Source organism: Methylobacterium sp. E-025, from assembly GCF_022829705.1.
Taxonomy (GTDB): Bacteria; Pseudomonadota; Alphaproteobacteria; order Rhizobiales; family Beijerinckiaceae; genus Methylobacterium.
Window position 1 is genome coordinate 403095 of the sequence record NZ_JAKSYR010000102.1, and the last position, 12976, is coordinate 416070.

A 12976-nucleotide genomic window follows, 5' to 3' on the forward strand; every position below is an offset into this window, starting at 1 on the left:
GGCCGCGGGTCCGTGTGCAAAGTGCCCACGCCGCGGTTAAGGATCTGTTCGCCTTAATGTTTCGGTATGTTTCCAGCAGCGCCCAGCGGTCGTTCCCCCCTCTTCCCGCAGCGTAAATCGTACTGTGATGCTCGCCCGAGTCAGCGGGCGGCGACCCGCAATTGCGGGAACGCGGCGGGGAGCGGAGGCGCCGTGCGCAGGGCCGGTTGCGCCACGCCGTAGAGGCCGCGGTGCTGCGGGTTCGGGCTCAGCCGGTCGGTGAGGCCGATCACCGTCTCGGCCGCGCCGAGAAGAAGCGCGCCTTCCGGTGCAAGCCGTTCGGCGAGCCGCCCGAGGATGTCGGCCTTGGTCGGCGTATCGAAGTAGATCAGCACGTTGCGGCAGTAGATCACGTCGAAGCAGCCGAGCGCCTCGAAGCCGTTGAGCAAATTGAGCGGCCGGTAATCGATCATCGCGCGCAGGGCCGGGGCGATCTGCCACTGCTCGCCGATCTGGGTGAAGTACTTCAGCAGCCACTGCACGGGCAGCCCGCGCTGCACCTCGAAATGGCTGTAGAGCCCGAGCTTGCCCTTCTCGATCACCTCGGTGGACAGGTCCGTCGCGACGATCTCGACCTGCCAGCCGGCAAGCTTGGCGCCAGCTTCCTGCAGCAGGATCGCGAGCGAATACGGCTCCTGGCCGGTCGAGGCCGCCGCGCACCAGATGCGCAGCCGGCGCTGGCCGGCACGGCGCGCCATCGCCTGAGGCAGCAGCACGTCGCGGAACAGATCGAACGGCGTCCGATCGCGGAAGAAGAAGGTCTCGTTGGTGGTCATCGCTTCGACGACCGCCTTCTCGATCGACGAATCGCGCGAGATCTTCAAGGTGCCGACGAGGTCGCGCAGCGTGGCGAGGCCGAAGCGGCGGCAGACGGGGGTGAGCCGGCTCTCGACGAGGTAGCGCTTCTCGGGGGTGAGCGCGAGGCCGGAGCGCTGCTTGAGGTAGGCGCGCAGGAAATCGAATTCGAGCTCGGTCATGCCGCCTGTCCCGTGATCATGGCGCGCAGCGCAGGGCCGATCTCGGGAAGCGGCAGGATGGCCTGGGCCAGCCCCGCCTTGGCGATGCTGCCGGGCATGCCCCAGACGGTGCTCGTCGCCTCGTCCTGTGCGAGCACGGCGCCGCCGGCCTCGCACAGCGCGCGGGCGCCGTGGGTGCCGTCCGAGCCCATGCCGGTGAGCACGACGGAGAGGGTGGCGCCCCCGAACAGGGCGGCGGCGTCCTTGAACAGGACGTCGACGGCCGGCCGGCAGAAGTTCACCGGTGGTCCGTCGTCGAGGCGGATCACCGGCTCTCGGCCGGCCCCCCCCGTCAGGCCCATGTGGCGCCCGCCCGGCGCGACGTAGATCCGCCCGGGCTTGAGCCGTTCGTCGGCCTTACCCTCGGCCGCGACGAGTCCGGTGCGGGTGGCGAGGTGCTCGGCGAAGACCGCGGTGAAGATCGGCGGCATGTGCTGGACGATCAGGATCGGCAGCCGGCGCAGCGTCGCCGCGCCGATCTTCTCGAGCATCTCGCCGACCGCCCGGGGGCCGCCGGTCGAGGCGCCGACGAGAAGGACGCGGGGGGTTAGGCCGGTGCGGGCCTTCGGGCGCAGGGTGACCGGGGCGCTCGGGCGCGGCGCCGACGGGGCCGGCATCGGCGAGGGGGCGGCGCCGGGCGCGATCGGGGCCGGCGCCGGGCCGCGGCGGCGGGCGCGGGCAGCGCCAAACAGCCGCACCCGCTCCACGAGGTCGGCGCGGAAGGCGTCGGAGGTGGTGACGCCGCGGTTGCTCTCGGGCTTGGCGAGATAATCGACCGCGCCGAGGGCGAGGCACCTGAGCGAGATGTCGGCGTTGCGCGTCGTCAGCGTCGACATCATCACGACCTGCACGGTCGGGCTGGCCGCGAGCATGCGCGGCAGCGCCTCGGTGCCGTCGAGCTCGGGCATGTCGATGTCGAGCAGCACCACGTCCGGATCGTGCCGCGTCATCATCTCCACGGCGATGCGGCCGTTCGAGGCGGTGCCGACGACGGTGAAGCCGGCCTCGCCGATCCAGCGCGCGACGAGCCCGCGCACCACGGCCGAGTCGTCGGCGATCAGCACCTTGATCGGCACGGACACGGTCGCCCACGGCTTGGGCGCGAGGCTCGGGTTGGCGGCCAGCATGGGTTCGGCATCCCAATGACGATGGGGGAGTGGGGGTCGTTCGACGTCGCGGTCCAGCCGGCTCGACCGAGCCGACGTGGGCAGCCGGATCGGGCCTGCGTCAGGCCGCGGCCTGGACGACGCCGACCTGCTCGAGCTTGGCCGTCAGGATGTCGCGGTCGAACGGCTTCATGATGTACTCGTCCGCGCCCGCCCGGAGGGCCCGGGCGATGGCGCCGACGTCATTCTCGGTCGTGCAGAACAGGATCTTCGGGCCGTTGCCGTCGGGCCGCTGGCGCAGGGCCTGGAGGAAGGCGTAGCCGTCCATGTTCGGCATGTTCCAGTCGAGCAGGATGACCTGGGGCATCGCCTCGGCGCAGCGCAGCAGGGCGTCGCTGCCGTCCTCGGCTTCCGAGACGTCGAAGCCGAGCGTCTCGATGATCCGTCGCGCCACCTTCCGGATCACGGCGGAATCGTCGACCACGAGGCAGGTGCGGGTTTCGGCTGAAGCGATGGTCACGGCGTCTTGCCCTCTCGGCTCTTTGCTGTCGGCGACGTCACGCTGCGGTCGCGCCGGCGCGTTCGGACGCGAAGACCAGCAGCGCGTTGACGTCGAGGATGACGAGCAGCCGGCCGTCGAGGCGATGGACGCCGAGGGCGAGGTCGCGCCAGCGGGCATCCAGGTTGATCGGCACCGGCTCGTGCGTCTCGACACCGAGCTTCAGCACCTCGCCGACGCCGTCGACCACGAGGGCGAAGGTCTCGCCGCCCTGCTCAAGGCCGATCGCCATGCGCGCCGCACCTTCGGCCGCCGGAAGGCCGAGCCGGCGGCGCAGGCAGATCGCGGTGACGACGCGTCCGCGCAGGTTCAGCAGGCCGACGATCTCGGGCGGGCTCAACGGCACCGGCGTGACGCCGGCCGGGATGAACACGTCGTGCACCCGGTCGATGGCGAGCCCGAACATCGTGTCGCCGACGAAGACGGTCACGAAGTCCTGGGTCGTTCCCGCCTCCGTGGCGTTGCTGTTGGCAGCCTGCATGGTGGTGTCTCCCCGGCGTCGCGGCGCCGTCAAACCAGGATGGTCGGTTCGCGCCGGGATCGGCGCGGCACCGTCGGGACGGGCCGGTCTCAGGCGGCGTGGGCGCGGAGCGCCGCGTTCGGCGCGGCATCGAGCTCGGCGAGCGCCGCGACGAGGCCGCTGCGGTCGAACTTCGCCACGAGGTCGCTGATCGCGAGGGTGCGGGCCCGCTCGACCGCATCGGCCCCGATGGTGCCGGTGAGGCCGATCACGGGCAGACCGGCGACCCGCGGGTCGCCCGCCCGCATCGCGCCGACGAGATCGAAGCCGCTGCGGCCCGGCATCTCCAGGTCGGTCACCACGATGCTGATCCGCCCATCCGCCTGGAGGATGGCGAGCGCCTCCTCGGCACCGGGCGCCGTGACGACGCGGTAGCCGGCGGCCTTCAACACCGGGCTCAGCATGTCGCGGAAGAAGGCCGAATCGTCCACGAGCAGCAGCGTGGCGGTCTTCGCCGAGGCCGCCTTCGCGCCGCGCGCCCAGTCGTCGTAGGCCAGCGGCAGGAAGTGGGCGATGTTGATGATGTCGGTGGCGCGGCCGCGCAGCACCGCCGACCCGATCAGGTCCGAACGCTCGGCCGCGATCTCGATGTCGAGGCGCTCCTCGACGATGTCGACGATCTCGTCGACCACGAGGCCCATCGCCCGGTCGCCGTCGGAGAACACCACCAGCGCCTGCGTCCCCTCGGTGCGGATCGCGATGGCCTCGTCGGCCGGGACCAGCGGCATCAGCCGGCCGCGATACTGGATCAGCGGACGCCCGCCGAGCCACTCGACCTTGCCGGCGTCGATCTCCTCCAGCCGCGTGACGAGCGACAGCGGAACCGCCTTGAAGCTGCCGGCGCCGCCCTTGAACACGAGGAGCGTGGTCTTCGGGTCGCCGAGCTCGGCCGCCTCGGCCTCGGCCTCGATCGGGCCGCCGCCCTGCGCGCCCTGGCTGACCTGCCGCGCGATGCCGTTCGGGTCGACGATCAGCACCACGGCGCCGTCGCCGAGGATGGTGTTGCCGGCGAACAGCGGGATGTGGCGCAGCTTCGAGGACATCGGCTTCACGACGATCTCCTCCGTATGGAAGACCTCGTCGACGAGGATGCCGAAGCGCTGGCGCCCGACCTGGGCCACCACCACGAAGCCGGTCTCGGTCCCGGTGTCGTCCTGGCCGAGCAGGCCCTTGAGGGTCACGATCGGCAGCAGCCGCTCGCGAAGGCGCAGCACCGGCGCATCGTTGATGCGCTCGATCCGCTGCGGCGCGGTGGCGTCGACCCGCACCAGCTCGAGCACCGCGAGCTGCGGCACCGCGAAGCGGCTCTCGCCGGCCCGGACGATGAGGGCGGCGACGATCGCCAGCGTCAGCGGGATCTTGATGGTGAAGGTGGTGCCGACGCCCTTCTGCGTGGCGATGTCGATCACGCCGCCGATGGTCTCGATGTTGGTCTTCACCACGTCCATGCCGACGCCGCGGCCGGACACGGAGGTGACGGCGGCCGCGGTGGAGAACCCGGCGTCGAAGATGAACTTGGCGACCTGCGCGTCGGTCATGCGCTCGACGTCGGCCTGGGTCGCGATCCCGCGCTCCACGGCCTTCTTGCGGATCGCGACGAGATCGAGGCCCTTGCCGTCGTCGGCGATCTCGATCGTGATGGTCCCGCCCTCGTGGTAGGCCGAGAGGCGGATCGAGCCGCGGGCCGGCTTGCCGGCCGAGATCCGCTGCATGGTCGATTCGAGGCCGTGGTCGGCCGAGTTCCGGACCATGTGGGTCAGCGGGTCCTTGATGACCTCGAGGACCTGCCGGTCGAGCTCGGTCTCGGCGCCGAGCATCACCAGGTCGATCTGCTTGCCGAGCTCGCTCGACAGGTCGCGCACCACCCGCGGCAGCTTCTGCCAGGCGTTGCCGATCGGCTGCATGCGCGTCTTCATGACGCCCTCCTGCAGCTCGGCCGTGACGTGGGAGAGCCGCTGCAGCGGGACCTTGTAGCTCGAATCCTCGTGCTTGCGCGCGATCTCGAGGAGCTGGTTGCGGGTCAGCACCAGCTCGGACACCATCGTCATGAGGTGCTCGAGGGTGTCGACGTTCACCCGGATGGTCTGCATCTTGGCCAGGCCGCCCTCGGGGGCCTCGGCCGGCGCATCGCCCGACACCGGGGCCTTCGCGAGCGGGGCCGGAGCTTCCTGCAAGGGGGCCGCCGGTGCCTGTGCGATCGGAGCCGGGGCGACCGGCGCCTGAGCGATCGGCGCCGGCTCGGGCATCCAGGCGGAGGGGGCATCGTCGGGGCCGGGGGCCGCGAGGAACGCGGCTTCGAGGTCCTCGAGCGAGACCTCGCCGGGCTTGCTCTCGCGCACGACGATCTCGGGCAGCTTCGGCTCCGGAATCTTAAGCTCCGGGAGCTTGGCCTCGGCGATCTTGGGCTCGGGAGCTGCGGCGGCCTCGGGCGTGCCGAGCGACATGCGCTCCAGCGCCTCGATCAGGTCTGCGTCGCTGCCCGCGGGCTCGGTCCCGGTGGCTTCGAGGTCGGCGAGGATGAGCTTCAGGCGATCGAGCGTCGCGAGGATCAGGCTGACGGCCGGGCTGGTCACCGCGAGACCGTCGCGGAAGCGACCCATCAGGGTCTCGGCGGCATGCGCCAGTGCTTCCAGCCGCGGCAGGCCGAGGAAGCCGCAGGTTCCCTTGATGGTGTGCACGAGGCGGAAGATATTCCGGAGGATCGTCTCGTTGTTCGGATCCTGCTCGAACCGGACGAGTTCCGTGTCGACGGTGTCGAGATGCTCGCCGCTCTCAGTCAGAAACTCGCGCAGAAGGTCGTCCATCGGCGGTACTCGGATCACGTCTGCACGCACGTTCGTGCGGACGCATCCTGGCGCGCGAGCGGTTAGGGAAGCGTTTCCTCGGACCCGTTTTTTCGTGCGATGGCGTCGTGTCGGCCTGCGTTACAGCGACTTGCCATCGTGCCAGACGCAGTTCGAGGCGAGGATCGCAAGATTCACGTCCGATTTTTGCGGTTGCGGCAGGGTTTTACCGTCCATCGCGAGATCGATCTTGATCTCCACCTGGCCCTTCGACTCGTTGGACCGCCGGGAGAAATAGCAGTACTGCTGGTAGGGCTGGTCGGCGCTGTCCTTGAAGTTCCAGCCGGTCACGATCTGCCCGTCGAGATAGGGCACCTGCTTGAACACGGTGAAGGTTGTGTTGACGATCGCCTTCGAAGCCGGCGCCGCGTCGGCCCCGAGTTGCGCCTTCGTCGGCGTCGGGGCGCCAGCGGCCTTCGGCAGGCCGCCTTCGAGCTTCAGCACGTTGTCGGTCAGCGTCACCTCGCCCTTGGTCTTGAGCGTCACGTCGGAGAGCGCCGCCTGCATCGCGGCGGCTATCTTCTCGGCGGCGGTGTCGAACTGGTTCATTGTGGCCCAGCCGTAGGCCGCCGCGCCGATGCCGATGCCGGCCAGCGCGGTGAAGATCCCCGCGCCGGCCGCCCGGAACAGGAAGGCGCGGGCGAAGACGATGCGGGATTCCGCCCGCAGCCGGCCGTTGACCTGCTGCGCGAGCGCGATGTTCTCCGGCGACCCCTGCGCGACATAGCTCATGCGCCCGCTCCCGCGCTGGCGGCCGGAAGGTTCGGCTGGTTCGCGGCCGCGATCCCCGGGGCGATCCCCGTGGCCGGGCGGTTGATCGGGATCACCGCGCCCGTCGCCGCCTCACGGTTCTGCCGCGGCAGCACCGGCTCGAGGTTCTGCTTCAGCGCCTCGGTGATCGATTCCAGCATGTAGGGCGTCGCCTCCGGGTTCACGGCAGCGCCGAGGTCGTCCTCGTCCATGAAGGTCTTGCGCACCGAGACAGCGCAGAGCGCCAGGATCGTCGAGGCGAAGGCGGCGCAGAGGGCCGGCAGGAACACGAAGATGCGCAGGAAGGCGTGCACCTGCTGCTCGGACACGTCGATCGGATCGACGCCGTAGACCATCGCCGTGAAGGAGTGCAGCTGCGAGCGGTTCACGGCGTTGCGGTAGGCCTGCTCGGCGTCTGCGACCTTGCGCTCGGCGGCGCCGCGGTCGAGCTGCGCACGGGCCTTGCGCGCTTCTTCCAGGTCTTTGGTCAGCACGCCGCGATCGGCCGAGGCCTTGGCGACGCTCGACGAGAGCGTGGCGGTGCGCGGGTCGGTGACGCATTTCAGGTTCTGGTAGCGCACGCCGCGGCTGTTGGTGCCGAACACCTTCTCGCAGCGCTGCGCCGGCAGCGCCGAGAGCTGCGCCGCGTTGTCGGCGGCGCGCTTCTCGATCTGGTCGAGCTCGGTCGTGTACTGCGCGACCCGGGCGTCGGCCGAGGCGATGCGGTTGTCGATGGTGCTCCGGTCGGCCTGCGCGTCCTTGAGCGCGGTCTTGGTCTTGGAGGCCTCCATCAGGCGGGGATGGAACATCATCTCGCCGAGCTGCGAGACCGACTTCGTCGTCACGCCGGCGGCGAAGATGATGCCGACGACCGCGAGCGCGCGAATAAAGTACGAGCGCTGCGTCCGCGCCAGGATGCCCAGCGGCACGCGGCACAGCTCGACCGCGGCGTAGACCAGCGGCGCCAGCAGCATGAAGTAGAAGGCGTGGTTGTCGCCGTCGCTGTAGACCGCCGCGAACAGCCAGGCGCCCCAGAGCGAGGCGCCGATGACCATGAACTCGACGAGATAGGCGATCGCGACGTAGCCCCACTTGATGCGATAGCCCTTCTCGACATGGCGCTCGTGCGTCCACCTGTCGGACTCGATAGCCCAGGCACGGCGCTCGCGCTGGACCTCCCGGCTCGGGGGCATCTTTCGCATGGGGCTCTCTAAGCTCGGATCGTATGCGACGCGCGGTTGAGCGTAACCGTTCGTTAATCGTTTTCGCTAAGCGGGCATTGTGCCGAATTTGGGCCGCATGGCGGCCATCCACCGGAACCGCATCCGGGGTGGCGCAAATGCCTCACTTCGAAGTCGCGAATTTGGGCGGGGCGGCCGTCCAATCGCGCCGCGGCGGCGTTTCGAGGTTGCTCGCGCGGCGCCCACCTCGCATGATCGCGGCGACCCAAAGCAGCGCCACCCGACCAAGAGGTTCGAACCGACCGCCGATGCCCGACGTCCATGCCGGCTCCTACAAGGAAGCGATCCTGTTCCTCGTCACCGCGGGCGTGGTGGTGCCGCTGTTCCATCGCCTGCGCATCAGCCCGGTGCTGGGCTTCATCGGGGCCGGCGCGCTCCTCGGGCCGTTCGGGCTCGGTCGCTTCGCCGACCAGTTCCACTGGGTTTCGCTGTTCACGATCGGCAACCGCACCGAGATCGCGCATCTTGCCGAGTTCGGCGTGATCTTCCTGATGTTCATGATCGGCGTCGAGCTGTCCTGGGAGCGGCTGCGCACGCTGCGGCGCCTGGTCTTCGGCCTCGGCTCGATCCAGGTGATCTGCTCGGCCCTGGTGATCGGGTCGATCCTGTTCGGGCTGAAGGTCCCGCTGGCGGGCGCAGTGATCGTCGGCATCGCGCTGGCGCTGTCCTCCACCGCCGTGGTGCTGCCGGTGCTGGCCGAGCAGCGGCGGCTCAACACGCCGGCCGGGCGCGCGAGCTTCGCGGTGCTGCTGTTCCAGGACCTTGCCGTGGCGCCGGTCCTGTTCGCGATCGCGGTGTCGGGCCGCAGCGACGGCGCCGACATGGGCGGCGCGCTGGCTCTGGCTCTCGCCCAGGCGGCGATCGCCCTGGTGCTGATCGTGGTCGCCGGCCGCCTCGCGCTTCGGCCGCTGTTCCACCTCGTGGCGCGCACCAAGTCGGCCGAGCTGTTCATGGCGGCCTGCCTGCTCGTCATCGTCGCGACCGCGCTGACGGCGGCCGCCTCGGGCCTGTCGATGACGCTGGGCGCCTTCGTCGCCGGGCTGCTGCTCGCCGAGACCGAGTACCGCCGGGCGATCGAGGCCACGATCGATCCGTTCAAGGGGCTCCTGCTCGGGGTGTTCTTCGTCTCCGTGGGGATGAACCTCGATCCCGCGCAGCTGCTGGCGGCGCCCGGCGCGATCCTCGGGCTCGCCTTCGCGCTGCTGTTCATCAAGGCGGCGGTCGTGGTGATGGCGGCGCCCGCGCTCAAGCTCTCCCGCGCCGTCGCCCTGGAGACCGCGATGCTGCTCGGGCCGGGCGGCGAGTTCGCCTTCGTGCTGATCGGCGGCGCGATGGCCGGCGGCCTGGTGCCGGAGCCGGTCGGGGGCGCGGCGCTGATCGTCACCACCGTGACGATGATCATGATCCCGGGCCTCGCGGCGCTCGGCCGGCGGATCGGGAAGCGCGCCTCGAAGAACCAGGCCGGGCGGGTGCGGGCCGACCCGCCGCCGGACAAGCAGCAGGACCGGGTCATCGTCGCCGGCTACGGCCGGGTCGGTCGGCAGGTCGGCGAGATGCTGGCCCGCCACAAGATCCCCTACCTCGCCCTCGACGCGGACGCCGCCCGCGTCGCCGAGCAGCGCCGGCTCGGCAAGCCGGTCTATTTCGGCGATTCCTCGAACACCGAGCTGCTGCGCCGCTGCGACATCGCCACCGCGCGGGCGCTGGTGGTGACCCTCGACAACCCGCACGCGGTCGAGGCGGTGGTGATGGCCGCCCGCGCCGAGCGGGCGGACCTGACCATCGTCGCGCGCGCCCGCGACGCCAAGCACGCGACCGCGCTCTACGAGCTCGGCGTCGACGACGCGGTGCCGGAGACGATCGAGGCCTCGCTTCAGCTGTCGGAGGCGGTGCTGGTGGATGTCGGCGTGCCGATGGGCCTCGTCATCGCCTCGATCCACGAGCGCCGCGACGAGTACCGCGCGATGCTCAAGCGCAAGGAGACCGATACGCGCCCGGTCTTCCGGGCGCGACGCACCGTCGGCAAGGCGCACGAGGCGCCGCGCGAGGCGCCTCCCAAGGACGAGCCCGCTCCGGTGGTACGGCGCGCCTGAGCCGGGCGCGGACGCCGCGCGCCTGCGGTCAGATCAGGTTCGGCATCGCCTCGCCGTGCCAGTCGCGCGCCTCCGGCTTGGCCGCCCGGACCGCGCGGGCCGGCTCGAGCCCCTCTGCGAAGCTGCAGCGGTAGACGATCTCGTCGGGCGGTCCCAGCCCCATCGAGAGCGGCACCGTCACGGTGTCGCCGTTGAAGCGCCAGCCGCGGGCGCCCTTGTCCCAGTACAGCCAGACCGTTCCCGGATGCCCCTTCAGCGCGAACACCGCCGCCTTGCGCGAGATCGCCTGGACCGTGCGCGGCAGGTACATGCCCTTGTCGCGGTAGGCCGCGCGGGCCGCCTCGGGCTGGCGATCCATGAAGGTGTTGCGAACGACCTGAATCATCGCGCCCGGCTTCCCGAGAAACCGCTTGAATTCGGACATGTTGCGTAGGATGACTGCCATCGCAGACCTCCTGATTCCGGGCATGTTGACTCTCGCCACGCCCGGCTGGACTCGATGCATCCGAGATGATCGATTCCGATGACTGTTTGCGTGACCGTGCGAGCCCGACTCGACGGGATATCAACAGGAATGAGGACTTGTACCCAGGAATCCTGGCCTGCCGGAGCCCATCGTCCCGCCGCACCGCCCTTCGGGTGATCGCAACCGGCGCTTGACCCGTTGCCCGCCGCGGCGCGTTATCGAGCGATGCTGCTTCAGTTCTTCACCGCGCTGCGCGAGGCGCGCGTCCCCGTCTCCCTGCGCGAGTACCTGGTCCTGCTGGGCGCGCTCGAGCGCGACCTCGCCGAGAAGCGGGTCGAGGAGTTCTACTTTCTCGCCCGTACGGCCCTGGTGAAGGATGAGGGCCATCTCGACCGGTTCGACCGGGTGTTCGGGTCGGTCTTCAAGGGCCTGGAAACCGTCGGCGAGGCTGTGGCGCCAACCGCGATTCCGGAGGAATGGCTGCGCAAGCTCGCCGAAAAGTACCTCACCGATGCCGAAAAGGCGGAGATGAAGGCGCTCGGCTGGGACAAGCTGTTCGAGACCCTGAAGCAGCGGCTCGCCGAGCAGAAGGAGCGCCACCAGGGCGGCTCCAAGTGGATCGGCACCGGCGGCACCTCGCCCCTCGGCGCCTACGGCTACAACCCGGAGGGCATCCGCATCGGCCAGGACGGCAACCGCAACTTCCGCGCGGTGAAGGTCTGGGACAAGCGCGAGTTCAAGGATCTCGACGACACCGTCGAGCTCGGGACCCGCACGATGCGGCTGGCCCTGCGGCGGCTGCGCCGCTTCGGCCGCACCGGGGCGGCCGACGAGCTCGACCTCGACGGCACGATCCGCGAGAGCGCCCGCCAGGGCTACATCGACGTGCGCCTGCGGCCGGAGCGGCGCAACGCGGTGAAGGTGCTGCTGTTTCTCGACGTCGGGGGCTCGATGGATTGGCACGTCGAGCAGGTCGAGGAGCTGTTCTCGGCCGCGCGCTCGGAGTTCAAGCACTTCGCGCACTTCTACTTCCACAACTGCCCCTACGAGGCGGTGTGGACCGAGAACCGCCGCCGCCACGACGCGGCGACGCCGCTCGTCGACGTGATCCGCACCTATCCGTCGGACTACCGCGTGGTGTTCGTCGGCGACGCCTCGATGAGCCCCTACGAGATCGCGGCGCCCGGCGGATCGGTGGAGCACTCGAACGAGGAGCCCGGCGCGGCCTGGGTCCAGCGGGTGCTCGCGCACTTCCCGAAGGCGGTGTGGCTCAACCCGGTGCCGGCGCCGCAATGGGGCTACACGCAATCGATCGCGATGATGCGGCGGCTGTTCTCCGACCGCATGTTCCCGCTGACGCTGGAAGGCCTCGACGGGGCGATGCGGGCGCTGCTGCGTTGAACCCGATCGCTCAGCCCTGGCGGGCCGGCGTCGTAACCGTGAGCCCGTCGAACTCGGGCTTGATGCGGATCTGGCACGAGAGCCGGGACGTCGCCTTCACGTCGGAAGCGAAATCGAGCATGTCCTGCTCCATGTCCTCGGCCGGCCCGACCGCCTCGGCCCAATCGTCGGCCACGTAGACGTGGCAGGTGGCGCAGGCGCAGGCGCCGCCGCACTCCGCGTCGATCCCCGGCACGTTGTTGCGCAACGCCGTCTCCATGACGGTGGCGCCGACGCTGCCCTCGACGGTCCTCGCCGTTCCGGCATGATCGACGTAGGTGATCTTGGGCATCCGTAACTCCGGGCTCGTGGATCGGGCGGGCAAATGTCCGGCGAGCGCCGGGCCTGCTTGGCGGGGCATGACGCGGATTGCAAGCACGCGAACGTTGTGACGCGTCGGCGGACACCTGAGGGATGGGTTTGTCGCTGCAAGCTACGCGGCAAGCCGCGGCGTGTTCCCCTCCCCTGCAACCCGAACCGCTTATGCCGCAGATGTCGACCGCTCAGGATCAGCCGGCGATCTCCGCGAGCACGGCCGCGACCGCCGGTCCGAGGGCGGCCACCGCGTCTGCGCCGTCGCCGCCCCCGCGCAGCGCCGACTCGGCGGCGGCGGCGAGATCGCGCACGCGCCCGGCGCCGACCGAGGCGGCGGAGCCCTTCAGGGTGTGGGCGAGATCGGCACGGTCCTGCCCCGGCAGCGCCGCATCGGACAGGCGCGGCAGGATCCGCAGGCACTGCTCCGCGAACAGGCCGAGGAGCTCGGCGGCCAGATCCGCGTCTCCGAACGTCTGCGCGTCGAGATGCGCACGGTCGATGGCGTCCACGGTCGGGCTTCCTCGGATCTGCATCCCGGCTGTCCACAGGGCGCGCCGCAAAGCGGTCGCCACCGGATCATCCTTGCTG

The 12976-nt window shown here is 70.2% G+C and carries 12 protein-coding genes; 2 read left to right on the forward strand and 10 right to left on the reverse strand.

All coding sequences use genetic code 11. The features are described from left to right. Nucleotides 1-140: 140 nt before the first annotated feature. From MKK64_RS14135 to MKK64_RS14165, 7 genes are all read right to left on the reverse strand, one after another. Nucleotides 141-1016 (reverse strand): CheR family methyltransferase, encoded by an 876-nt coding sequence (locus MKK64_RS14135; RefSeq protein WP_243935536.1) that lies wholly within the window; start codon nt 1014-1016, stop codon nt 141-143. Then, a complete protein-coding gene (locus MKK64_RS14140) occupies nt 1013-2182 on the reverse strand; it encodes a chemotaxis response regulator protein-glutamate methylesterase (protein WP_409567951.1) in 1170 nt (389 codons plus the stop codon). The genes MKK64_RS14135 and MKK64_RS14140 overlap by 4 nt, the downstream gene beginning before the upstream one ends. Before the next feature lie 100 nt (nt 2183-2282). After that, nucleotides 2283-2675, reverse strand: a complete 393-nt coding sequence (locus MKK64_RS14145) for a response regulator (protein WP_147726982.1) — start codon at nt 2673-2675, stop codon at nt 2283-2285. A 43-nt stretch (nt 2676-2718) separates the two neighbouring features. Further along, complete coding sequence (locus tag MKK64_RS14150; RefSeq protein WP_147726973.1) at nt 2719-3201, reverse strand: chemotaxis protein CheW; 483 nt, start codon at nt 3199-3201, stop codon at nt 2719-2721. 89 nt (nt 3202-3290) lie between these two features. Next, a complete protein-coding gene (locus MKK64_RS14155; RefSeq protein ID WP_243935537.1) occupies nt 3291-6044 on the reverse strand; it encodes a hybrid sensor histidine kinase/response regulator in 2754 nt (917 codons plus the stop codon). Nucleotides 6045-6164: 120 nt separating this feature from the next. After that, the gene (locus MKK64_RS14160; protein WP_147726975.1) at nt 6165-6815 is read right to left on the reverse strand and encodes a hypothetical protein; all 651 of its coding nucleotides are present in this window, start codon (nt 6813-6815) and stop codon (nt 6165-6167) included. Next, complete coding sequence (locus tag MKK64_RS14165; RefSeq protein WP_147726976.1) at nt 6812-8035, reverse strand: ATPase; 1224 nt, start codon at nt 8033-8035, stop codon at nt 6812-6814. The genes MKK64_RS14160 and MKK64_RS14165 overlap by 4 nt, the downstream gene beginning before the upstream one ends. Nucleotides 8036-8322: 287 nt before the next feature. Here MKK64_RS14165 and MKK64_RS14170 point away from each other — a divergent pair, with 287 nt between their 5' ends. Next, nucleotides 8323-10167, forward strand: a complete 1845-nt coding sequence (locus MKK64_RS14170; protein ID WP_147726977.1) for a cation:proton antiporter — start codon at nt 8323-8325, stop codon at nt 10165-10167. 28 nt (nt 10168-10195) lie between these two features. Here MKK64_RS14170 and MKK64_RS14175 read toward each other — a convergent pair whose 3' ends face one another. Further along, entirely contained in the window at nt 10196-10612 is a 417-nt protein-coding gene (locus tag MKK64_RS14175; RefSeq protein ID WP_147726978.1) for a hypothetical protein, read from the reverse strand. 246 nt (nt 10613-10858) lie between these two features. Between MKK64_RS14175 and MKK64_RS14180 the strand changes: the two genes are divergently transcribed. Continuing rightward, nucleotides 10859-12034, forward strand: a complete 1176-nt coding sequence (locus MKK64_RS14180) for a vWA domain-containing protein (RefSeq protein ID WP_243935538.1) — start codon at nt 10859-10861, stop codon at nt 12032-12034. 10 nt (nt 12035-12044) lie between these two features. Here MKK64_RS14180 and MKK64_RS14185 read toward each other — a convergent pair whose 3' ends face one another. Continuing rightward, nucleotides 12045-12365, reverse strand: coding sequence for a 2Fe-2S iron-sulfur cluster-binding protein (locus MKK64_RS14185; RefSeq protein ID WP_147726980.1), 321 nt, complete (start codon nt 12363-12365; stop codon nt 12045-12047). A 217-nt stretch (nt 12366-12582) separates the two neighbouring features. Then, nucleotides 12583-12897: an Hpt domain-containing protein gene (locus tag MKK64_RS14190; protein ID WP_243935539.1), complete on the reverse strand. Its 315-nt coding sequence runs from the start codon at nt 12895-12897 to the stop codon at nt 12583-12585. Between the last annotated feature and the right edge of the window lie 79 nt (nt 12898-12976).